We start from the raw sequence: 22,607 nt of genomic DNA, 5'->3' as shown, positions 1-22,607 counted from the left end.
CGAACCGTATCCCTGGTGTGCGGACAGTCCTCCGACAGGCCAGGATGACCGGTGGACGATACTGACAAGCACGACCGGCAGCGATAGACGACCTACGCGATCCACGGGATCTTTTGGGAGCAGGCGGTATGAGCAACACAGCGCAGATCGGCGTCACGGGCCTCGCGGTCATGGGCCGCAACCTCGCCCGTAACTTCGCCCGCAACGGCTATACGGTCGCTCTGCACAACCGGACCGCGTCGCGCACGCACGCCCTGGTCGAGGAGTTCGGCTCCGAGGGCGACTTCATCGCGGCCGAGACCGCCAAGGAGTTCGTGGCGGCCCTCGAGCGACCGCGCCGTCTGGTCATCATGGTGAAGGCCGGTGAGCCGACCGACGCGGTGATCCAGGAGTTCGCGCCGCTGCTCGAGCCCGGTGACATGATCATCGACGGCGGCAACGCGCACTTCGCGGACACCCGGCGCCGGGAGCGCGAACTGCGCGAGCAGGGCATCCACTTCGTCGGTATGGGCGTCTCCGGCGGCGAGGAGGGCGCGCTCAACGGACCGAGCATCATGCCGGGTGGCCCGAAGGAGTCGTACGACTCTCTCGGTCCGATGCTGGAGAAGATCTCCGCGAAGGCGAAGGACGGCGCTCCCTGCGTGACCCACGTGGGTCCCGACGGCGCCGGGCACTTCGTGAAGATGGTCCACAACGGCATCGAGTACGCCGACATGCAGCTCATCGGTGAGGCGTACCAGTTGCTGCGGGACGTGGCCGGGTACTCCCCCGCCCAGATCGCCGACATCTTCCGCACCTGGAACACGGGCCGCCTGGACTCGTACCTGATCGAGATCACGGCCGAGGTGCTGTCCCACGTGGACGCGGAGACGGGCAAGCCGTTCGTGGACGTCGTCGTGGACCAGGCCGAGCAGAAGGGCACCGGCCGCTGGACCGTGCAGATCGCCCTCGACCTCGGTGTCCCGGTGTCGGGCATCGCGGAGGCGGTCTTCGCGCGGTCGCTGTCGGGTCACGCGGAGCTGCGGGAGGCGTCCCGCTCTCTCGCCGGGCCCAAGGCGTCCCCACTGTCGGAGTCGGAGGCCGGCGCCTTCGCGGACCGGGTCGAGCAGGCGCTCTACGCCTCGAAGATCGTGTCGTACACGCAGGGCTTCCACGAGATCGCCGCCGCCCGTGAGGAGTACGACTGGGACATCGACCTGGGCGCCGTCTCCGCGATCTGGCGCGGCGGCTGCATCATCCGCGCGGCCTTCCTGGACCGCATCCGATCCGCCTACGACACCCGCGCGGACCTGCCCAGCCTGCTCTCCGACGACACCTTCGCCCAGGAGATCGCCGACGCGCAGGACGACTGGCGCGAGGTCATCGTCGCGGCGACGCGGCAGGGTGTCCCGACGCCGGGCTTCGCCGCGGCGCTCGCCTACTACGACGCGCTGCGCGCCGAGCGGCTGCCCGCGGCGCTGACGCAGGGGCAGCGGGACTTCTTCGGAGCGCACACGTACCGGCGCACGGACCGCGAGGGCTCGTTCCACACGCTGTGGGGCGGGGACCGGTCCGAGGTGACGGGCTGAGCATCGCCCTGTGACAGGGAGGAGGGCCACCGTCCGGTGGCCCTCCTCCCTTGTGTTCACCTGCGTGCCGTCAGCTCAGCGGTGGCCCTGGCTCCGGGCTCGGCACCGGCTCGGGGCCCGGTGGGACCGGGGACGGCGACGGGTCGGGGGCCGGTACCGGGCCCGGACCGGGGCTCGGGGCCGGATCCGGGGGTGACGGCGGCTCCGGGGCCGGGCCCGGCGGCGTAGGGACGGGACCTGGGCCCGGGGTGGGACCGGGCGGGACGGGGTCGGGGTACGGGTTGGTCATGAGGTCCTCCAGCCACTCGTCGACGTCGGCTCTGGACTACTCCCCCGCGTACCCGTGAGCCCTGCGGCCAGTCACCCGCCCGCGTGAAGAGCGGGGCCCGCGTGGGGGAGTTCGGGGTGCGGGGCGGGGGTCGGGCGTGGCTTTGGGTGCGGTGTCATGCACTGACCTGAGGTGCGAAGAGTCGGGCGTGACCGTGGGTCGGTGCGGCTTGGGTCGAAGGGCGGGGTGACCGCGGCTGGGGCGTTCCGAAGGGGGCGATCGGCGGGCGCTCGTAACCGCGAGAGGCGGGCGCTCGGCTAGCCGGAATGCTGACGGCGGCCGGCCCGGGATGCTCGGTGACCACCGCGATGCTGACCAGGGCCGGCGCCGCGGTTCGAACAGCCAGGATGGCCTCTCGGCTGTGGACCAGACGTCGCACAGGTCCCCCCGCGGCTGACTCGGCTCGCAACAACCCTGTGATTGCGGCGCGGTTCGCAGGGCCGACCTGACCGTGAACTCGCAGACCTGTCCGCTCAGAACCCCTCGGGGTGGGCCGCCAGCCACGCCTTCGCCGCGCTGAGCAGCTTCGGGTCGGCCGCGGGGGCCTCGTCGGGGTGGCGTTCGGCCCACTTGACGACGTACGGGCAGAGCGGGGCGACGGACATGCCCTCGCGGGCCGCGATGCCGTAGAGCTCGCGGGCCAGGGAGCCCGCGATGCCCTGGCCCTCGTGGGCCGGTTCCACGATGGTGTGGACCGGGACCAGGGCGCGCTCGGGGGACTCGAGGACGAAGTACTGGATGTGGCCGACGACTTCGCCTCCCCCGGATCCGAGGGCCTCCAGCCGACCGGCCTGTCGGTCGTCGCGGATCTCGATGTCGCTCATGGGCACGCTCCTGGTCCGAAGGTCGTCGAGCAGGGTCAGGCCGGCACCGACTGCGGGCTGCGCTCCTGGTCCGAACCCGGCACCGGTTCGGACGGATCGGCTCCCAGGGCGACGATGCGGTTGTCGCGGTCCACGTGCACGACCCGGGGTTCAAGTGCCCGCGCCTCGGCGTCGGTCACCTGAGCGTAACTGATGATGATCACCAGATCTCCGGGGTGGACGAGATGGGCGGCGGCACCGTTGATGCCGATCACCCCCGAACCGCGCTCGCCTTCGATGACGTACGTCTCCAGCCGGGCGCCGTTGGTGATGTCGACGATGTGGACGAGCTCACCGGGCAGCAGGTCGGCGGCGTCGAGGAGATCCGCGTCGATGGTCACCGATCCCACGTAGTGCAGGTCGGCCTGGGTGACGGTGGCGCGGTGGATCTTGGACTTGAACATGGTACGGAACATGGCAAGACTCCCGATTCGTCTGCTCCCTGCCTGTCTGTCGCAGGTCAAGGGCGATTCCGGAGACTACAACGATTCGCCTCCTGCCGCCGCCGGGTGTTCCAGGACTCACACCCGGCGCGTACGGGGTGGCGCCGCCGGTCAGGCGACCGGGCTGAACGTCCACAGCAGGTTGGTGCTCTGCTGCCATGTCCACTGCTTGGTCACGGACCCTGAGGCGACCGTTCCGCCCCCGTCGAGGACCAGCCCCGTGCTGCGGTTGGCGATGGAGTACCGGCCTTGGCCGCGGTGGACGATCTGCCATTGCTGGGTGTCGCCGCCGTCCCAGGCCTTCTGTCGGGCCGGGTCACCGTTGCCGGTGGCGCCCCAGCCGTCGGCGACCATGCCGTTGGTGCGGTTGACGAGCCGGTAGTAGCCGTTTCCGAGTTCGACCGCCTGCCATTGGAGGTTGGCGTGGTCGATCGACTCCCACTGTTTCAGGGGCGAGCCGCCGGCGACATTGCCGCCACTGTCCAGCACCAGGTGGTTCGTGACGTTGGTCAGGCGGTAGTACGTGCCGGGCCTGAACGTCACCTTCAGCGAGGCGATGGCGTCGTTGTTGCCGGTCGTCCGGAGGTCGGGGGTGTTCGCGGTGAACGTCCAGGCGGTGCCGGTGAAGTTGTCGCCGGAGTAGCCCGTCACCTGGTAGCCGTCGGGCACCAGGATCGAGGAGGCCGTAGCGGGGCCCAGGCCGGCGGCGGACAGCTGGGAGGAGGTGTAGCCGCCCAGCGGCAGGACGGCGCGGGCACCCTGGTAGTCGACGTTCTGGCACACCGTCGCGCAGACCCTCACGGGCATGCCCTGGACCTCGACGCACACCACGGAGTCGGCGGCGTCCGGGGCGGTGGCGGGGACGGTGACGTCGATCTGGTCGTTGACCGTGTACGGGAGCGAGACGGAGGGGTCGTTCAGCAAGTAGACGCGGTTGACCGTGTTGTCGATCGCGGGGATCCGCAGCCGGCCGTTCGTGGGCCAGGTGAAGACGTGGGCGAAGAGCTTGCCGTTCTTCCTGGTGACCTTCCCCCATGCGGGCTCGGTGGCGAACGGGCTGCCGCTGGTGCCGTGCACGCTGTCGCTGTGCACCGACATCCATGAGGCCAGGCCGGTGAGGACGGTCCGGGTTCCGGCGGTGACCGAGCCGTCGCCCTTGGGGCCGATGTTCAACAGGAGGTTGCCGTCCCGGGAGACCACCGTGACGAGTTCCTGGACGACGTCCTGCACGGACCGGTAGGAGTTCTCCTTCGACGCGTCGTACCCCCAGGCGCCGTTCATGGTGCTGCACCGCTCCCAGGGCCGGCTCATCGGCTGCGCGGGTATCCCGAACTCGGCGACCGCGTAGTCGCCGAGACCGTTGTCCCGCTTGACCCGTTCGTTGACGATGAGGCCGGGCTTGCGGGCGATCAGCCAGTTGTAGAGGTCGACGCCGTCCGATCGCAGCCACCAGTCCTCCAGGGTGGGGCCGGTCGGCTCGCCGAACCAGTCGCCGTCGAACCAGAGCAGGGCCGGGTCGTAGCGGTCCAGGAGTTCCTGGAGCTGCGCCTTCATGTCGGCGATGTAGGCGGTACGGGCGGCCTGCGAGGACATCGTGGTGAGACCGCCTTCGTGACGGTCGTTCTGGGACGGGTGGTTCCAGTCGAGGATCGAGTAGTACAGGCAGAACTTGATCCCACGGCTCTCGCACGCTGTCTTCAGGTCCATGAGCGGGTCGGTCTGGATGCCCTTGTAGTCGTGCAGGTTGTACTGCTTGGTGCCCGTGGTGTCGGTGAAGCCGGCCACGTCGGAGTTCCACATCGCGTAGCCCTCGTGGTGCTTGGCGGTGATCACGAGGTACTTCATGCCGGCGTTCCTGGCGAGTTCGGCGATGGCCGCGGCGTCGAAGCGGGCCGGGTCGAAGTTCTGGGTGACCTGGGTCTGGTAGTTCGCTTTGCTCCACCGCTGACTGTCGAACGCCCACTCGCCCTGTCCGAGGTACGAGTAGGACCCGAAGTGGATGAACATCCCGAGTCTCGCCTGGTACCACCAGTCCATCTTCGAGGGGACGGCGTACGCCTCGGCGGTGGAGGGCCACAGCACCTGCGGGAGCCCGAAGGCCGCCACTCCTCCGGCGAGTGCGGCGGCCTTCATGAGAGAGCGTCGGCTGAGCGAGTCAGAGGGCATGGCACGGCTCCATGTGTCAGGGGGAGGGACGACGGGGCGTCATCCTCGGCAAGACATCGGATGGATTTATAAGGGACCAGCGATGGCCGCGTCTACAACCGGGACGTTTTTGGCTCAACGCACCTGGAAAATGAGGAGATCAGGAAGCTTCTTGGGTCGGCGCAGTCACTCGCCCATCGCTAGAGAGCCGCTATAGGTGGGACCTATTGACGTGTGCTCTGCGTCTGTGCGAGCCGTCCGGCTGCTCGCTCGGTTCGGTGTCCGGCGGGTACCCGTCCGGCACGGAGGCGGGCAGGAGGTGCTCGGCTCGGCAAACCTGAAGGAGGTACGTATGGGACTGCGCGATCACGTCGTGGTGGTGACCGGAGCGTCCAGCGGCATCGGACGGGCCACCGCCGAGGCCTTCGCCCGCAAGGGCTGCGCCGTGGTGCTGGCCGCGCGGCGCGAGGAGGCGCTGGAGGCGGCAGCCGAGGAGTGCGCGAGGCATCGCGGGGCGCGGACGCTGGTGGTGCCGACGGACACGACGGACGCCGGGGCGGTCGAGGACCTCGCGCGGCGGGCGGTGGCGAAGTTCGGCCGGATCGACGTCTGGGTGAACAACGCGGCCGTCAACGCCTTCGGCCGCTTCGAGGACGTGCCGCTGGAGGACTTCCGCAAGGTCCTCGACGTCAACGTGATGGGGTACGTGCACGGGGCCCGGGCCGCGCTGCGGGTGATGCGGGAGCAGGGGACGGGCACGCTGATCAACATCTCGTCCATCGTCGGCGCCGTGTCCCAGCCCTACAGCCACCCGTACAGCATGTCCAAGCACGCCGTCCAGGGGCTCGGTTCGAGCCTGCGGCAGCAGCTTTGGGTGGAGGGGGTCAAGGGTGTGCACGTGTGCACGGTGATGCCCGCGACCATCGACACCCCGCACTTCCAGCAGGCGGCGAACTACACCGGGCTCAAGGTCGTCGCCATGCCGCCCGTCTACACCCCGGAACGGGTGGCCCGGGCGGTCGTGGACCTCGTCCGCCGCCCCCGTCGCGAGGTGGTGGTCGGTCCCGCCGGCCGCGCTCTGGTACGCCAGTCCCGGATGGCCCCCGGGCTCGCGGAGCGGGCCATGGCGCGGCAGACGGAGAAGGGCCACCTCGATCACGACGAGGAGGCCCCGGCCACCCACGGAGCGCTGCACGTACCGGCCGCCGGGGAAGGCGCGGTGCACGGCGGCTGGCACGGGCGGCGGCGCACCGCGCTGCGCAGGACCGCCGTCGCCGCCGCGCTGGCCGGAGCGGCGGTGACCGCCGGGCGCAGGATCACTCGTGGCGTGGCGGCCGCCTGACGGGTGATCGGGTTCCGGTCTTGTGTCGGTCGGTACGGCGCTGCCCGCCCGGTGCGACACCGGGCGGGCAGCGGCCGCCGGACCAGGTCAGTGACTCAACGGCTCGATGACTCAGTGAGCCGCCGTCGGCACGCGCGTCGGGACGGCGTGGATGACGAACCCGCTGCGCACGCGCGCCGGCATGCGGTTCAGCGGGATCCGCAGGTCCTGTTCGGGCACGTCGTACTCCAGGCGGGCCAGCCGCGGTCCGAGGGCCGCCAGCAGCGCGACGGTGATGTCCTCGCCGGGGCAGCGGTGACCGGTGGCCGGGTCCGCGCCGCCCTGCGGGACGAGTTCGTCGCGGTGCGGCGGCCTCCCCACGAAGCGCTGCGGGGCGAAGGCGTACGGCTCCTCCCAGAGGCCGGGATCGTGGTTCTGCCCGTACAGGTCGAGCAGGATCATGGTGCCGGACGGGATCGGCTCGCCCCGCCACTCCAGGTCGGTGACGGCCCGGCCGCCGAGGAAGGGTGCGAAGGGGTAGAAGCGCCGCAGCTCGTGGGCGAACGCCACGGCGTAGGCGGGGTCGTCCTCGCGCAGCCGTTCCTTGACGCCCGGGGTGCGCAGTGCGTGACCGGCGTAGGAGACGAACCAGCACACGGCGACGGTGGGACGGATGACGTTGAGGAGTTCGACCGCGGCGGTGTGCGGGTCCAGGAGCCCGCCGTCGACGTCCCGGTGGCGGACGATCGCGTCCAGCGCCGATCCGGCCGGAGCCGTGGCGCCGCCCGCGCGTACCTCCTCGACCAGAGCTGCCAGCCAGGCCTCACTGCGCGTCCGCGCCCGGCGCGCCCGCCAGTGGCGCGGTCCCGGCGTGGCGAACCCGTCGACCATCGCGACCATGTCCCGGGCCGTGGCGTCCGCGTCGTCCAGGGGGACGCCGACCCAACGGCAGACCCCCTCGGTGAGGATCCGGCTCGCCTCGTCGAACAGGACGACCGGGCGCTCGGACCACGACTCCACCGCCTCGTCCCACACCTGCGTGACGGTGTCGACCAGCTCAGCGACCGCCTGTGGCCCGGTGAGCAGGGAGAGGAACAGCTCCTTGCGCCCGCGGTGAGCCGGTCCGTCCAGGGTGTGCACGGCACCGTGACCGAACAGCGTGCTCAGCACCGGGCCGGGGAGAGCCGACCCGCGCTCCACATGGCGTTCGTCGTAGAAGAACCGCACGGCTTCCGGGCCGTGCAGGGCGACGGCGTGCTGTCCCATCAGCCGGGTGCGCACGAGCTGGGCGGCGGTACGGCGCCGGCGGTCGGGCAGCCAGGTGTACCCCTTGGCGAGGAGGGCGAGGGAGCTGTCGGCGATGGGCGGACGACTCTGATTCATGGCGTCGCGAGTGCCCGGCGCCTCCATCCGGAAACGGTCGGCCGTTCGTCCGGGACCGGTCCGGCCCGAACCGCCGCGCTCCGCCCTGTGCGTTTCCCTCGACCCCGGGCGGGGACCCGGCGCTCGTGGTGGCGTACGGAGCGGAGCAGCGGGTGCGGGTGCCGGCTCTGCGGGCGCGCTGGCTCCGGCAGACGTTCGTCCACTGGCCGTTCCGGCCCCAGGCGGTGCAGGCCCTCCTGCCGCGGGGGCTGGTCGTGGACGAGTACGACGGGACGGCCTGGGTGGGTTTCACGCCGTTCGTGATGGCGGACGTGCGCCCCGCGGCCGTTCCCGCCTCGCTGCCCGGGCTCCCGACGTTCGCGGAGACCAACCTGCGGACCTATGTGCGGCGCGAGGACGGGCGGGACGGGATCTGGTTCCTGTCCATCGAGGTGGCCTGCCCGCTGATGCTGGCGGCTCGTGCCGTGGGGGCGCCGTACACCCTGGGCACTCTGCGCGTCACCACGGACGGCGATGCCGTGTCCTACACCGGCTCGCGAGGGGCCGGCCGCGTCTCGTACCGTCTGGACGTCCGACCCGGCGATCCGGTCCAGCCGACCGAGCGGGACGTGTGGCTCACCTCGCGCTGGCGTGCGTACACCCGTCGGCTGGGCCTCCTCTGGGAGACGCCCGTGGAACACGAGCCCTGGCCGCTGGCCGGCGCGGTCGTGGACGTGCTGGAGGAGACGCTGACGGCCGCCGCGGGCCTGCCCGCCCCGCTCGACGGACCGGTCGTGCACTACTCCCCCGGCGTCGAGCACGTCCGGCTCGGGCCATCGCGGCCCCTTGTCCCATGAGCGGGCGGCCGAGCGGCGGGCGGCTGCGCTTCGACGGCTGGATCGCCGGTCTGGGCACGGCCTCCGGGACCCGTGTCGTGCTGGGGCACTGGCCACGGTCGCCGTTCGGGCCGTTCAGCGATGTGATGGTCGAGCGTCCCGACGGAGAGCGGCTGTTGCTCGCCCCCACCCGGCAGACGGCGGATTTCGTCAGCGGTACCTATGTCTTCGACACCGTGCGTGTCGTCCCGGTCGGGGTGCGCGTCGCCGACGGGGCCTGGAGCGTCACGGCAGGGCCGCTCGACCTGCGTTTCACCACGGGCCGCCGCCGGCTCCTCGGGCTGCTGCTGTGCGCGGTGCCCGGCGTGCTCGCCCGGCAGCCCGCCTGGTGCACGCTGCTGTCCCTGCCCGCCCGGCTGCTGCTGCCCGGTGTGCGCACCCGTGGCAGCGCGCGAGCGGGCCGCCGTGAGTGGTACGGCGCCCGGGACCTGCGGCCGATCCACTCGGTGTCGGGACTCTTCGAGGGCGAGGACCTCGGTGCGGCGGCCCCCGTCGTCCCGCCCGTGCGCTTCGGGTTCGGGTCGGTGCCGAGGAGGCCCGCGCTGACCAGGGTCACGACGACGGTGGCGGTGGACCCCGAGTGAGGACGCGGGGGCAGGGTACCCGGCCGCCCCGGAGAAGACCCCCGAAGAGGTGACACATGGGCAGGACGAGCACGCGGGGTCCCGCAGAGGGTGTCGCGGTCGCGCACGGGGTCTTCAACGTCGTGGGCGGACTGTGGCCGCTGGTACATCTGCGCAGCTTCGAGTGGGTCTTCGGGCCGAAGACCGACGTGTGGCTCCAGAGGACGACCGGGGGACTCCTGGTCTCCGCGGGGCTCGCCCAGCTCGCGGCGGCTCCCGGTCCGCAGGGGCCGGCCCAGGCCCGCCGTATCGGACTGGGCACCGCGCTGACCCTGCTGGCCGTGGATCTGGTCTACGTGCCCAAGGGGCGGATCCGGCCGACGTACCTCCTCGACGCCGCGATGCAGATCGGGTGGATCCGTACCTGGCTGCGCCAGGACGACCACGACACGGACTGTCACCCCAGGGGCCGCAAGAGGGTCTCGGGCCCGACGAAGCCACCCCGCACCCCGGACACCGGACACACCGCAGGAGGCCGACGATGAGTGAACAGACCCCGTCCCAGGCAGAGGGCGAGCGCACGGACGACAGGCCCAGCGAGGAAGAGACGTCCGGCGCGAGTGACGTGCCCCGGACAACCCCTTCGCAGGCGGAGGGTGAGGACACGCAGGACGAGGACGGCGAGGAAGGCGGGAAGGAGGGCGACGAGGAGAGCGCGGCGTGGGAGAGCGGCTGGTCAGGCCCGTGAGGCGGGACCTGGTCCGGAGCACCCGGCGGCAACCGTGGGCATCGCCGGAGGCGGGGCCCGCCCCGGCGGCGGAGGCCGGTTTCCGGCGGCTGGCCCGGCTGCGACGGGCGCCCGCCCTGCATCCGCACGGGCTGACCTGCTCGGCCACCTTGGACGTCGTCGACGGCGACGAGCCCTGGGGGGTGCCCTGGCTGGACACTCCCGGGCGGTACGCGGCCACGGCGCGGCTCTCGCGGGCCGCCGGTCTGCCCCGGCGGCTGCCCGACGGGCTGGGCCTCGCGGTTCGGGTGGATCAGGCGGACGGGGCGGACCGCGTCCTCGACCTGCTTCTGACGAGCTGTGGCCGCAGCCGGGTCACCCGCCACGTGCCGTTGCCCCGTACGGACGTACTGGGCGGTCCGTACTCCAGCCTCCTCCCCTACCGGATCGGGGACACGCGTGGCGTCCTGGCCGCCTTCCCGCGCCGTTCCCGGCGGGCGCCGGTGTACGGCGACCCTGCCCGTCTGGGCGAGGCGCTGGCGGCCGAACCGCTCGTCCTCGATCTGTGCGCCGAGACGTCCCGGCACTCCTGGCGGCCGTTCGGGGTGCTGACCGTGAGGGCTCCCCTGCCCCTGGGGCAGGACGAGAGCCCGGGATTCGACGTCTACGCGCACAGCCTCCCCGGTCTCGCCCCGGTCAGGGCGCTGGCCGGAATCCGCCGCGCCGCCTATCGGGGCTCCCGCGCGGGCCGTCGGTGAAACTGCCAGGAGTAGCTTCAGGCAGGCTGGTTACACGGCGCCCGACACGGCAGACCCTCATCGCACCGTAGGGCGGGCTGATGGCCACACACACCGAACCGGTCGCTCCGGTCCCGACGGCGGAGCGGCGCAGCAGAGGCCGCGTGATCGTGTCCTGGCTGACCACGACCGACCACAAGAAGATCGGCCATCTCTATCTGATCACCTCGTTCTGCTTCTTCCTGATCGGCGGGTTCCTCGCGATGGCGATCAGGGCGGAGCTGGCCCGGCCGGGGCTGCAACTGCTGTCCAACGAGCAGTACAACCAGGCGTTCACGATGCACGGCACGATCATGCTGCTGCTCTTCGCGACGCCGACGTTCGCGGGATTCGCCAACGCGGTCATGCCGCTCCAGATCGGCTCCCCGGACGTCGCCTTCCCCCGGCTGAACATGTTCTCCTACTGGCTGTTCCTCTTCGGCGGCCTGATCGTGCTCGGCAGCTTCCTCACCCCGCAGGGCGCCGCCGACTACGGCTGGACCGCCTACACCCCGCTCAGCGGGCCCATCCGCAGCGGTTACGTCGGTGCCGACCTGTGGATCATGGGGCTCGCGCTGGCCGGGTTCGGCACCATCCTGGGCGCGGTCAACTTCATCACCACCATCATCTGCATGCGCGCCCCCGGCATGACCATGTTCCGGATGCCGATCTTCACCTGGAACGTGCTGCTGACCTCGGTGCTCGTCCTGCTGGCCTTCCCGGTCCTGGCGGCCGCCCTGCTCGCCCTGGAGGCGGACCGGCGCTTCGGCTCGCACGTCTTCGACGCCCAGTACGGCGGACCGCTGCTGTGGCAGCACCTGTTCTGGTTCTTCGGGCACCCCGAGGTCTACATCCTCGCCCTGCCCTTCTTCGGGGTGATCAGCGAGATCATCCCGGTGTTCTCCCGCAAGCCGATCTTCGGTTACGTCGGTCTGATCGGCGCCACGATCGCCATCACCGGTCTGTCCGTGACCGTGTGGGCCCACCACATGTTCGCCACCGGCGCCGTGCTGCTGCCCTTCTTCTCCTTCATGAGCTTCCTGATCGCCGTGCCGACGGGCGTGAAGTTCTTCAACTGGATCGGCACGATGTGGAAAGGCTCGATCTCCTTCGAACCACCCATGCTGTGGGCGGCCGGCTTCCTCGTCACGTTCCTGTTCGGCGGGCTGACCGGCGTCGTCCTCGCCTCCCCGCCGATGGACTTCCACGTCACCGACAGCTACTTCGTCGTAGCCCACTTCCACTACGTCCTGTTCGGCACCATCGTCTTCGCGATGTTCGGCGGATTCAGCTTCTGGTGGCCGAAGATGACCGGAACCATGCTCGACCACCGCCTGGAGAAGATCCACTTCTGGACGCTGTTCGTCGGCTTCCACACCACGTTCCTGGTCCAGCACTGGCTCGGCGCCGAGGGCATGCCCCGCCGCTACGCCGACTACCTGGCCGCCGACGGCTTCACCGCCCTCAACACCGTCTCCTCCGTCGGCGCCTTCCTGCTCGGCCTGTCCACCCTGCCGTTCCTCTACAACGTGTGGCGGACCGCGAAGAAGGGTGAGCGGATCGAGGTCGACGACCCCTGGGGATACGGCCGTTCCCTGGAATGGGCCACCTCCTGCCCTCCCCCGCGCCACAACTTCGCCGGTCTGCCGCGCATCCGCTCCGAGTCCCCCGCCTTCGACCTGCACCACCCGGAGACGGCCGAGCAGGACCAGAAGCAGCACTCCGGCAGGCGTGACGTCCTGGACGCCGAGGGACACGAGCAGGAGTGAGCCCATGAGCGCGTCGGCCCGGCCGGACACCACCCCCGGCACCCGCACCGAGCCACGCAGGTCCATGGCCGTGTGCGCGCTGATCGGGGCGGCGGTGACGGCCGCGGTCGACGAGATCGTCTTCCACCAGATCCTGGGCTGGCACCACTTCTACGACCGCGCCACCACCAGTGCGGGCCTGCTCTCCGACGGCCTCCTGCACACCGCCGAACTGCTCGCCCTGTGCGCCGGGTTCTTCCTCTACGCCGATCTGCGCCGCCGTGGGTCCCTGGCGGCGCCCCACGCCTGGGCGGGCCTCTTCCTCGGCATGGGCGCCTTCCAGTTGTTCGACGGCGTCGTGGACCACAAGCTGCTGCGCCTGCACCAGGTCCGCTACGGCGTGGACGTCACCCCCTACGACGTTGCCTGGAACCTCGCCGGCCTGTCGCTGTTGCTCATCGGAGCCGCGCTCGCCGTGCGCGCGGCGCGGCGGCACGGTGACCGCGAACGGCCGGAATGACACCCGCGCACGTGCACCCGGGTCCGGCGGGGCCGGGACCGGCCGAGCTGCTCGTCGCCGGGGCCGCGCTGCTGGTGACCGTCGGCTACCTGGCGGCGGCGGGGCGCCTGCGGCGACGGGGGGACGTCTGGCCCCGGGTCCGGGACGTCTCGTTCGCGGCGGGCGGCGTGGGCACGGCCTGGGCGACGCTGGGTGAAGCGTGGGGCGGGCCGGGGGTCGGGCCGTGCAGTGGGCCGTGGGGTGGGCCGTTCACCCAGCACGTGGTGCGCCACCTGGTCGTCGGCATGGCGGCCCCGCTGCTGTTCGTCGCCGCCCGCCCCCTCACCCTGGCCCTGCGCGCCCTCGCCCCCGGCCGGGTTCGACGGCGGCTGGTGTCCCTCGCGCACTCCGGTGCCGTGGGTCTGCTGCTCTTCCCTCCCGTGGCGGCCGTACTGGACGTCGGCGGGCTGTGGCTGCTGTACCGCACGGACCTGTTCGCGGCGGCAGCGCACCGGCCGCTGCTGCACGGGGCGGTCCAGGCGCACATGGTGGCGGCGGGACTGCTGTTCACCTTCGCCGTGTGCGGGCTCGATCCCGTGCGCCGCCGCTGGGGTCTCGCGGTGCGCGGCGCGACCCTCCTGGCCGCCGGTGCCGCGCACGCGGTGCTGGCCCGCACGCTGTACTCCCGGCCGCCTCCCGGCACCGGCTTCGGCGCGGCCGACCTGCACCAGGGCGCCCAGTGGATGTACTACGGCGGTGACCTCGTGGAGGTGGGCCTCGCCGTGCTGATGGGAACGGCCTGGTACACCGGCACCGGACGGACCGGGGCCCGCCGCCGGCGCCGGGGTCCTGCGAACGAAGTAGTGGACCGGGCCGGCCGGGGCACTCGAAGGCCGTCACAGGACTCCGGCGGCCGGAGGCACATCATGAACACGACGGCACGGACCTCGCCCGACGGCCCGACGCGGCAGAAACGCCTGGTGATCTACCTCAACGACCACCTGGCCGGCGCGACGGCCGGCGTCGAACTCGCCCGTCGCACGACCCGGGAGCACCACGGCTCGGCCTACGGCGAGAGCCTGGAGAGCCTGCGCAAGGAGATCTCCCAGGACCGGCAGGCCCTGGTACGCCTCCTGGCCGACCTCGACGTGCCCGTCCGGCGCTACAAGACGTACGGGGCGTGGCTGGGCGAGAAGGCCGCGCGGATGAAGCCGAACGGCCGTCTGCTGCGCCGCTCCGGGCTCGCCCTGCTGATCGAGATCGAGGCGCTGCGGCTGGGTGCCCAGGGCAAGGCGTCGCTGTGGCGCGGGCTGCTCGCCGCGGCGGCGCAGGACTCGCGGCTGGACGCCGACCGGCTGGAGGAACTGCTGCGCAGGGCGGTGCGGCAGATCAAGACCCTGGACTCCCTGCACGCGAGGGCCGCCACGGAACTGCTGTTTCCCGCGATGCGCCCGGAACCGGAGTCGGCATCCGCGGCGGAGACGAACACGCCGTCCTGACCTGCTGCTACGCGTCGGTAGGCCCGGGGGGGCCACCGGCGGCGGAGACGGTCCTCGCGCATCTGGCCGATTCCGCTTCTCCACGTCCTTCACCGCCTGGTTACACGGCACCGGCACGGGTACCCGCGCGGCTCGGTTCCGGCCATCGGCCTAGGAGACACTCATGGGCTTCAACCCCCTGGAACACCAAGGCATCCCCCTCGAGCGCCAGTTGCGCAACTGGCGTGAGCTGGACGTCGAGCCCGTCGACCCCGACCACGGCGACCCGTACACCAAGTGCCGCATCATCGCGATGAACGGCATCGAGGTCGAGGCGATCCTCTTCAGCCACCAGTTCGCCCGCCACTGTCCCGACCCGGAGGTCAAGCGGCAGCTGGCGGAGGTCCGTTACATCGAGCAACAGCAGCAGAAGGTCGTCAACTGGCTGCTGCCCGGCCTCGCCTCGGTCCTGGAGACGACCATCTCCTACGAGCAGGTCGCGGTCGACCTCACAGGCTGGATCGCCCGCCACGAGCCCGACCCCTACCTGAAGCAGGCGTACGAGTTCGGTGTCCTGGAGGACTTCGACCACCTGTACCGGTACGCCAACCTCTACGAGATGATCGAGCACCGCAAGGCGGAGTCGATCGTCGAGGGGCTCACGGAGGTGATGCCGGGACGCCCGACCAAGTTCCACCACCGGCACCCGGCGGACAACGTGCGCGAGCCCTACGACCGGACGACGGTCAACCCGCTGTCGCGGCTGCACGCGCTGACGATCATGTCGGCCGAGCAGCAGACCATGAACTTCTACATGAACGTCGGCCCCCAGTACATGGAGCCGATCGCCCGCCAGCTGTACCAGGAGATCGGCCTGATCGAGGAGGAGCACGTCACTCACTACGAGTCGCTGGTCGACCCGGGCGAGTCGTGGTGGGAGCAGCTCGTCACCCACGAGTACAACGAGTGCTACCTCTACCACTCCTTCATGGAGCAGGAGCCCGACCCCAAGGTGAAGGCGGTCTGGGAGCTCCACCTGAACATGGAGCTCGAACACCTGCGGATCGCCTGTGATCTGATGCGCCGCCACGACGGCCGCGAACCCCAGGAGATCCTCGCCCCGGAGCTGCCGAACGTGCTGACCTTCGAGGAGAACAAGCAGTTCGTACGGGGTCTGCTGGACACCCAGATGGATCTGACGACCCTCGGCACCGGCTATGTCCGGGACGCCCACGAGCGGTTCGAGAGGATGCAGGAGCAGATCCACGGCGGCGAGGAACCGCCCAGCGAGCGGGTCATGGCCCAGCACCGGGAGATGTTCGGCCGCGAGTACCGCATCGAGTCGGAGGGCGAGCACCCCGACGTCGCCTCCCGGGAGAGGAGCTGACATGGCCGGGATCGCGGCGAGCGACGCCGATGTAGTGGCCCTGCTGATGCGTCAGCACGGTGACATCCGCAACCTCTTCGACAAGGTGGAGCGGACCGCCGGGGACGAGCGCCGGGCGGCCTTCCGGAACCTGGTGCGGCTTCTCGCCGTGCACGAGACGGCCGAGGAGGAGGTCATCCGTCCCTTCACCCGTACCTCCGTGCCGGACGGCGCGAAGGTGGCGGAGGAGCGGCTGGCCGAGGAGCGGGAGGCGAAGGAGCTCCTGTCGCGGCTAGACGGGATGGACACCGACGACCCCAAGTTTTTGCCCGAGCTCCAGACCCTGCGCCTGGACGTGATGAAGCACGCCCGGGCCGAGGAGCGGTACGAGTTCAACCACATCCGCCGCCACGCCGACAAGGCACGCCTGTCCTCCATGGCCACGGCCCTGAAGGCGGCCGAGGCCGTGGCCCCGACCCACCCCCACCCCGGGACCGAGTCGGCGGCCAAGAACATGGCCCTGGGGCCGATCGCCGCCCTGGTCGACCGCACCCGGGACGCCGTACGCAAGGCCATGGGCAAGGACGGCTGACCGGCTGCGACGGCTTGTCCGGAACAACATCCTGGGCTGTGGCTTCGGCAGTGACGGCCGCGGCTCAGGAGTCAGGTGTCCGCTCGCGGGTACGCGAGGGGTGTCCGATCGTGTGACCGGGGTGGTGGCATGGTGAACACCAGTGACACCGGGCAGATGCTGCGGCGGCTGTTGCAGGCCGCGCACACGGTGACGCTGGAGCAGTTGCCCGGACTCATCGCCTGCCACGCGGGCGCCGCCGGGTTGTACGACGTGGTCGTCTATGTCGTCGACATCCGCGAGACCCTGCTGCGGCAGATCACCGGGCGCGGCCCCGACGCGGCGGCGGACGGGGAGGAGATCCGGATCGACGGCACCCTGCCCGGGCGGGCCTACCAGCGGGTGACGCTCCTCGCCGAGCCCCCGCGCGAGGCGCATGCACGGCGGCGGTGGTGGGTGCCGGTGACCGACGGCGTCGAGCGCATCGGAGTGCTCCGGGCCGACACGGCCGACACCGAGGACGGCGACGACCAGGCTGTACGACAGGATCTGCGCGACCTCGCCTCGCTGGTGGCCCTGGTCCTGCTCAGCAAGAGGTCCTTCAGTGACTCCTACGCCCGGCTGGTGCGCACGGAGCCGATGAACGTGGCGGCGGAGATGCAGTGGAAGCTGATGCCGCCGCCCGCCTTCGCCGGCCACGACGTGACCGTGGGTGCCGCGAGCGAGCCCGCCTACGAGGTGGGCGGTGACGCCTTCGACTACGCCATCAGCGGCAGCGTCCTGCATCTGTCCGTGTTCGACGCCATGGGCCATGACACCACCGCGGGGATCACCGCGAACCTGGCGGTGGCCGCCTGCCGCAACGCCCGCCGCCAGGGGGCCTCGCTCGCCGAGACGAGCCGGTCCGTCGAGGACGTGCTCGTGACCCACTTCGGGACCAGCCGCTACGTCACCGGTGTCCTCGCCGAACTCGATCTCGACACCGGCCGCCTGACCTGGGTCAACCGTGGTCATCCGCTGCCGCTCGTCATCCGCGACAACCGCTGGACCCACGAGCTGACCTGTCCACCGGCCGGGCCGATGGGCGCGCGCCTGGGGCTGCCCGTGGTCGTCAGCCGTCACCAGTTGGAGCCGGGCGACCGCCTGCTGCTGTACACCGACGGGATCGTCGACGCCCGCGACGCCGAGGGGCGGCGGTTCGGCCAGGAGCGGTTCACCGACTACATCGTGCGCCACCACTCCGCCCACCAGACGCTGCACGAGACCCTGCGCCGGCTGATGCACGCGGTCCTCGACCACCACTGCGGCCGTCTGGAGGACGACGCCACCGTCCTGCTGACCGAATGGCGCGCGGGCCACCAGCACCGGCTCGTCCCCTGACGGGTGCCCGCGCCGGCCTCACGCCTGGGCCACGGTCTCCCCCGCCGCCGCGATCTCCGGGAGCACGCCGTTCTGTGAGGTGAACTGCGTCCGGTAGAGCTCCGCGTACCGGCCGTCCAGCGCGAGGAGTTCCTCGTGCGTGCCCCGCTCCACGATCCGGCCGTCCTCGACCACCAGGATCAGGTCGGCCGTGCGGATCGTGGACAGGCGGTGGGCGATCACGATCGCCGTCCTGCCCTCCAGCGCCTCGGTGAGCGCCTCCTGGACGGCGGCCTCCGAGGTGTTGTCCAGGTGGGCGGTCGCCTCGTCGAGGATGACGACCCGCTGGCGGGCCAGCAGGAGGCGGGCGATGGTCATGCGCTGGCGTTCGCCGCCGGAGAGCCGGTAGCCGCGTTCGCCGACCACGGTGTCCAGGCCGTCGGGCAGGGACCGTACGAGGGCGTCCAGGCGGGCGCGGCGCAGGGCGTCCCACAGCTCGGCCTCGGTCGCCTCGGGACGGGCCAGCAGCAGGTTCGCGCGGACGGTGTCGTGGAAGAGGTGGCCGTCCTGGGTGACCATGCCGAGCGTGGCCCGCAGGGAACCGGCGGTCAGGTCGCGGACGTCGACGCCGCCGATGCGGACGGCGCCCTCGTCGACGTCGTAGAGCCGCGGCAGCAGTTGCGCGACGGTCGACTTGCCGGCGCCGGAGGAACCGACGAGGGCGACGGTCTGCCCGGGTTCGGCGCGGAAGGAGACGCCGTGCAGGACCTCGGCGCCGCCGCGGGTGTCGAGGGAGGCGACCTCTTCCAGGGAGGCCAGGGAGACCTTGTCGGCGGAGGGGTAGCCGAAGCGGACGTCCGCGAACTCGACGGCGACCGGCCCCTCGGGGACCTCGCGGGCGTCCGGTTTGTCCTCGATCAACGGCTTCAGGTCCAGCACCTCGAAGACCCGCTCGAAGCTGACCAGCGCGCTCATCACCTCGACGCGGGCGCCGGCGAGAGCCGTGAGCGGGGCGTACATGCGGGTCAGGAGCAGGGCGAGGGAGACCACGGCACCGGGTTCCAGGCTGCCGCGCAGGGCGAACCAGCCGCCGAGGCCGTAGACCAGGGCGAGGGCCAGGGCGGAGACGAGGGTCAGGGCGGTGATGAACACCGACTGGGCGGTGGCGGTGCGTACGCCGATGTCGGCCACGCGGCGGGCCCGGGCCGCGAACTCCACGGACTCCTGCTCGGGGCGGCCGAAGAGCTTGACCAGGGTGGCGCCGGGTGCGGAGAAGCGTTCGGTCATGCGGGTGCCCATGGCCGCGTTCAGGGTGGCCGCCTCCCGCTGCATCCGGGCCATCCGGCTGCCCATGCGGCGGGCCGGGATCACGAACACCGGGAGCAGCGCGAGCGCGAGCAGGGTGATCTGCCAGGACAGGGTGAGCATCACCACGAGGGTCAGCAGCAGGGTGACCAGGTTGCTGACCACGCCGGACAGGGTGTTGCTGAAGGCGCGCTGGGCACCGATGACGTCGTTGTTGAGTCGGGAGACGAGCGCTCCCGTACGAGTGCGTGTGAAGAACGCGACCGGCATGCGCTGCACATGATCGAACACAGCCGTGCGCAGATCGAGGATGAGTCCCTCCCCGAGCGTGGCCGACAGGCGTCGGGCGAGGATGCCGAGCGCGGCCTCGGCGACCGCGATGAGGGCGATGAGCAGGGCCAGACGTACGACCTTGCCCTCGTCGTCGCCCGACACGATCGCGTCGACGACCTTGCCGGCGAGGACGGGCGTGGCCACGGCGAGCAGCGCGGTCGCCACCCCGAGCACGACGAAACGGGCGATTCGGGTACGGTGCGGTCGGGCGAACGCGCCGATGCGGCGCAGGGTCGCGCGGGCGAACGGGCGGCGCTCCTGCTCGGCGTTCATGACACTGTGAAGCTGTGTCCAGGCTGTGGTCTCCATGCTCATGGGAGAGAACTTAGAACCTCAAGCGTTGTCGAGGTCAACGCCCGAACCTCGACCGCCCGACCGAAGGACTCGATGACCGTACGTAAGCCACCGGCCGCGCTTCCGCAACCCGCCGTTGGCGCCGCGGGGAAACCCTCTCCCGGTGTGACAGCGGTAGAACTCCCCCAGGGACGCCCTCTCCAGCGCCTCCCCGTCCGCCGTATCCGTCAGATCCTGTGTCTGGTCCCGCTCCTGCTGGTCACCGTCGTGGCGGTGCGGCACCGTTCCGTGCTCGCCGAGGGCTTCGGTCATCTGCGGCACGCCGAGTGGCCGTGGCTCATGGCCGCGGTCGGCACCACCTGTCTGACCTGGGTGGCCGCCTCCTTCACCCGGCAGGGCGCCGTGGTGGAGCGGCTGCCCCGGCGGCGGCTGCTGGCGACGCAGTTCGCGGCGGGCGCGGCCAACCATCTGCTGCCGACGGGCCTCGGGGCGGGCGCGGTGAACCTGCGCTTCATGACCGTGTGCGGGGTTCCGCTCGCCCGTTCCTCGGCCGCGCTCGCCCTGTATCTGCTGGCGGAGTCGGTCGGCCGGCTCGCCCTGCTGGCCGCGCTCCTCGTCGCCTTCCCGGACGCGCTGCGGATCGGCACGCTGCTGCCCGACGAGTCGGCCGGCCCCCTGCTGCTGGGTGGTCTGGGTGCGGTGCTGGTGGTGGCCGTGGGCGTGCTCGTGGGCGTCCGCCGAGTGCGCAGGGCCGTGGGCTCCTTCCTGCGGACCGCGCTGTGCGAGGCCCGCTCGGTGCACACCCGGCCGTCCCGGGCGCTCGCGCTGTGGGGCGGTTCGCTCGCCTTCCCCGCGCTCCAGGCGGCCGGTTTCACCGCGGTGGGGCAGGCGCTGGGGCTGTCGGTGCCGCCCGCGCACATGGCCCTCGCGTACCTCGCCGCCACCTGCGCGGTGGCGCTGGTGCCCACGCCGGGCGGGGTCGGTTCGGTGGAGGCGGCCCTGGTGGTGGCGCTGGTCGCGGCCGGCGGCCCGGCGGCCGTGGCCACGGCGGTGGTGCTCGCCTACCGGATCATCACGGTCTGGGTGCCGCTGCTGCCGGGCGCGCTGACACTGGGTGCGCTGGTGCGCCTGAAGGTGATCTGACCGGTTCTTGGTGCGAGTGCACGCGGGGAGTCGTTTTCAGCCGGGTCCGTGGAGCCTGGGCCGGTGGAGTGAGCCCCATTGCTGCACACCAGTGGTCCGAGGGGCCTGTGTGACGGTGCTGCGCTGTCTGACGCCGTCCCCTCCGGTAGGAGGCCGAGCTCGCCGAGGGCAGCGTCCGAAACCAGGCGATCCGGCGGCCCGCGCGGTACGAACTCCCGTGCCGGATACGGCAGGATGAGCGGTCGCGTCGGCCACGGAACCTTCACAGGCCGACACGATCGCACATCCCGCAATATCGAACAGGTGGCAACGTGACGGCATTTCAACGGGATCTCACCATGGACGACATGATCGGCGCCGGCATCGCCGTGGTCGCGGGCGTGGTGGCGGCTTTCCTGCTGCGCATGCTGCTCAAGTGGCTGGGCAAGCACGCGGACCGCACCAAGTGGGGCGGCGACGACGTCCTGGTGGCCGCGCTGCGGACCGTGGTGCCCTCGGCTGCGGTCGCGGGCGGGATCGCCGTCGCCGCGGCGGCGCTGCCGCTGACCAAGGGCGTCCAGCGCACGGTCAACCAGGTGCTGACCGTGCTGCTGATCTTCGTCGTCACGGTGGCGGCGGCCCGGCTGGTGGCGGGGCTCGTGCGGACGGTCACCACCTCCCGCTCCGGGGTCGCCGGGTCGGCCACGATCTTCGTCAACATCACGAGGGTGCTGGTCCTGGCGATCGGCTTCCTGGTCGTGCTGCAGACCCTCGGCATCTCCATAGCGCCGATGCTCACCGCCCTCGGCGTCGGCGGTCTCGCGGTCGCGCTCGCCCTCCAGGACACGCTCGCCAACCTCTTCGCGGGCATCCACATCCTCGCCTCCAAGACGGTCCAGCCCGGTGACTACATCCGGCTGGCCAGCGGCGAGGAGGGCTACGTCGAGGACATCAACTGGCGCCAGACGACGGTCCGCGCCCTCTCCAACAACCTGATCGTCGTCCCCAACGGCGAGCTCGCCAAGACGAACATGACCAACTTCATGCGTCCCGAGCAGCAGTTGACGATCCTGGTGCAGGTCGGGGTGGCCTACGACAGCGATCTGGAGCACGTCGAGCGGGTGACCTGCGAGGTCGTCACCGAGGTCATGACACGGGTCGAGGGCGCGGTCCCCGAGCACGAACCGCTGGTCCGCTTCCACACCTTCGGTGACTCCCGGATCGGCTTCACGGTGATCCTGGGCGTCGGCGAGTTCAGCGACCAGTTCCGCATCAAGCACGAGTTCATCAAGCAACTGCACAAGCGGTACCGCGAGGAGGGCATCCGGATCCCGGCACCCACGCGGACCGTCGCCCTCCAGCAGGGCTCGGTGTCGATCCCGCACCAGCGCGGCGCGCAGACCGTCATCGAACCGGGCGAGGTGTCTTCCGCCCGGCTCGACTAGGACCTGCCCGCCGACGGTACGGAACGGCGCTCCGGGCCAGGCCCGTACGGAGACGCCGGTCCGGGCGGCACCCACACCCCCGGGGCCGAGCCCGC

The 22,607-nt window shown here is 71.2% G+C and carries 20 protein-coding genes and 1 pseudogene; 16 read left to right on the top strand and 5 right to left on the bottom strand.

The window, feature by feature from the left end; genetic code table 11:
- Nucleotides 1–128: 128 nt before the first annotated feature.
- Entirely contained in the window at nucleotides 129–1,568 is a 1,440-nt protein-coding gene (gene gndA, locus ABZ098_RS15315; RefSeq protein ID WP_280847932.1) for an NADP-dependent phosphogluconate dehydrogenase, read from the top strand.
- Between the two features lie 801 nt (nucleotides 1,569–2,369).
- On the opposite strand, the gene ABZ098_RS15310 is transcribed toward gndA, so the two are convergent.
- The 3 genes from ABZ098_RS15310 to ABZ098_RS15300 form a co-directional block, all read right to left on the bottom strand.
- Nucleotides 2,370–2,720 (bottom strand): GNAT family N-acetyltransferase, encoded by a 351-nt coding sequence (locus tag ABZ098_RS15310; RefSeq protein ID WP_356591061.1) that lies wholly within the window; start codon nucleotides 2,718–2,720, stop codon nucleotides 2,370–2,372.
- Between the two features lie 35 nt (nucleotides 2,721–2,755).
- Nucleotides 2,756–3,175 carry an aspartate 1-decarboxylase gene (gene panD, locus ABZ098_RS15305; RefSeq protein ID WP_356591059.1) on the bottom strand — a complete coding sequence of 140 codons (420 nt, stop codon included), beginning with the start codon at nucleotides 3,173–3,175 and terminating at the stop codon, nucleotides 2,756–2,758.
- A gap of 138 nt (nucleotides 3,176–3,313) precedes the next feature.
- Complete coding sequence (locus tag ABZ098_RS15300) at nucleotides 3,314–5,368, bottom strand: alpha-L-fucosidase (protein ID WP_356591057.1); 2,055 nt, start codon at nucleotides 5,366–5,368, stop codon at nucleotides 3,314–3,316.
- Between the two features lie 331 nt (nucleotides 5,369–5,699).
- On the opposite strand from ABZ098_RS15300, the gene ABZ098_RS15295 reads away from it, so the two are divergent.
- Complete coding sequence (locus tag ABZ098_RS15295; protein WP_356591055.1) at nucleotides 5,700–6,689, top strand: SDR family oxidoreductase; 990 nt, start codon at nucleotides 5,700–5,702, stop codon at nucleotides 6,687–6,689.
- 111 nt (nucleotides 6,690–6,800) lie between these two features.
- Here ABZ098_RS15295 and ABZ098_RS15290 read toward each other — a convergent pair whose 3' ends face one another.
- Nucleotides 6,801–8,051: a cytochrome P450 gene (locus tag ABZ098_RS15290; RefSeq protein ID WP_356591053.1), complete on the bottom strand. Its 1,251-nt coding sequence runs from the start codon at nucleotides 8,049–8,051 to the stop codon at nucleotides 6,801–6,803.
- 125 nt (nucleotides 8,052–8,176) lie between these two features.
- Here ABZ098_RS15290 and ABZ098_RS15285 point away from each other — a divergent pair, with 125 nt between their 5' ends.
- From ABZ098_RS15285 to ABZ098_RS15235, 11 genes are all read left to right on the top strand, one after another.
- Nucleotides 8,177–8,887, top strand: coding sequence for a DUF2071 domain-containing protein (locus tag ABZ098_RS15285; protein ID WP_356591051.1), 711 nt, complete (start codon nucleotides 8,177–8,179; stop codon nucleotides 8,885–8,887).
- Entirely contained in the window at nucleotides 8,884–9,510 is a 627-nt protein-coding gene (locus ABZ098_RS15280) for a hypothetical protein (RefSeq protein ID WP_356591049.1), read from the top strand. Before ABZ098_RS15285 ends, ABZ098_RS15280 begins: the two co-directional genes overlap by 4 nt.
- Nucleotides 9,511–9,566: 56 nt before the next feature.
- Nucleotides 9,567–10,034, top strand: coding sequence for a hypothetical protein (locus ABZ098_RS15275; RefSeq protein ID WP_356591047.1), 468 nt, complete (start codon nucleotides 9,567–9,569; stop codon nucleotides 10,032–10,034).
- Complete coding sequence (locus ABZ098_RS15270; RefSeq protein WP_356591045.1) at nucleotides 10,031–10,237, top strand: hypothetical protein; 207 nt, start codon at nucleotides 10,031–10,033, stop codon at nucleotides 10,235–10,237. Before ABZ098_RS15275 ends, ABZ098_RS15270 begins: the two co-directional genes overlap by 4 nt.
- Nucleotides 10,210–10,974, top strand: coding sequence for a phosphodiesterase (locus ABZ098_RS15265; protein WP_356591043.1), 765 nt, complete (start codon nucleotides 10,210–10,212; stop codon nucleotides 10,972–10,974). Before ABZ098_RS15270 ends, ABZ098_RS15265 begins: the two co-directional genes overlap by 28 nt.
- An 80-nt stretch (nucleotides 10,975–11,054) precedes the next feature.
- Nucleotides 11,055–12,761: a cytochrome c oxidase subunit I gene (gene ctaD, locus ABZ098_RS15260; protein WP_356591041.1), complete on the top strand. Its 1,707-nt coding sequence runs from the start codon at nucleotides 11,055–11,057 to the stop codon at nucleotides 12,759–12,761.
- Between the two features lie 4 nt (nucleotides 12,762–12,765).
- A complete protein-coding gene (locus ABZ098_RS15255; protein ID WP_356591039.1) occupies nucleotides 12,766–13,260 on the top strand; it encodes a DUF2243 domain-containing protein in 495 nt (164 codons plus the stop codon).
- An 11-nt stretch (nucleotides 13,261–13,271) separates the two neighbouring features.
- Complete coding sequence (locus tag ABZ098_RS15250) at nucleotides 13,272–14,738, top strand: cytochrome c oxidase assembly protein (protein WP_356591037.1); 1,467 nt, start codon at nucleotides 13,272–13,274, stop codon at nucleotides 14,736–14,738.
- 163 nt (nucleotides 14,739–14,901) lie between these two features.
- The gene (locus tag ABZ098_RS15245) at nucleotides 14,902–16,104 is read left to right on the top strand and encodes a hypothetical protein (protein ID WP_356591035.1); all 1,203 of its coding nucleotides are present in this window, start codon (nucleotides 14,902–14,904) and stop codon (nucleotides 16,102–16,104) included.
- A 1-nt stretch (nucleotide 16,105) separates the two neighbouring features.
- Nucleotides 16,106–16,675, top strand: a complete 570-nt coding sequence (locus ABZ098_RS15240; RefSeq protein ID WP_356591033.1) for a hemerythrin domain-containing protein — start codon at nucleotides 16,106–16,108, stop codon at nucleotides 16,673–16,675.
- Nucleotides 16,676–16,804: 129 nt separating this feature from the next.
- Nucleotides 16,805–18,034 (top strand): PP2C family protein-serine/threonine phosphatase, encoded by a 1,230-nt coding sequence (locus ABZ098_RS15235; RefSeq protein WP_356591031.1) that lies wholly within the window; start codon nucleotides 16,805–16,807, stop codon nucleotides 18,032–18,034.
- An 18-nt stretch (nucleotides 18,035–18,052) separates the two neighbouring features.
- On the opposite strand, the gene ABZ098_RS15230 is transcribed toward ABZ098_RS15235, so the two are convergent.
- On the bottom strand, nucleotides 18,053–19,960 hold the full coding sequence (locus tag ABZ098_RS15230) for an ABC transporter ATP-binding protein (RefSeq protein WP_356591440.1): 1,908 nt from the start codon (nucleotides 19,958–19,960) through the stop codon (nucleotides 18,053–18,055).
- A gap of 150 nt (nucleotides 19,961–20,110) precedes the next feature.
- Between ABZ098_RS15230 and ABZ098_RS15225 the strand changes: the two genes are divergently transcribed.
- The 3 genes and pseudogenes from ABZ098_RS15225 to ABZ098_RS15215 all read left to right on the top strand — a co-directional run bounded on the left by ABZ098_RS15225 (nucleotide 20,111) and on the right by ABZ098_RS15215 (nucleotide 22,512).
- The gene (locus ABZ098_RS15225) at nucleotides 20,111–21,088 is read left to right on the top strand and encodes a lysylphosphatidylglycerol synthase domain-containing protein (protein ID WP_356591029.1); all 978 of its coding nucleotides are present in this window, start codon (nucleotides 20,111–20,113) and stop codon (nucleotides 21,086–21,088) included.
- Nucleotides 21,089–21,236 (top strand): annotated as a pseudogene (locus ABZ098_RS15220) (amino acid permease); the annotation flags it as partial.
- A 190-nt stretch (nucleotides 21,237–21,426) separates the two neighbouring features.
- Nucleotides 21,427–22,512: a mechanosensitive ion channel family protein gene (locus tag ABZ098_RS15215; RefSeq protein ID WP_356591438.1), complete on the top strand. Its 1,086-nt coding sequence runs from the start codon at nucleotides 21,427–21,429 to the stop codon at nucleotides 22,510–22,512.
- Nucleotides 22,513–22,607 lie beyond the last annotated feature (95 nt).

It is taken from the genome of Streptomyces sp. NPDC006335 (assembly GCF_040612795.1).
Lineage (GTDB): Bacteria > Actinomycetota > Actinomycetes > Streptomycetales > Streptomycetaceae > Streptomyces.
This window is presented reverse-complemented; position numbering and strand designations above follow the sequence as displayed.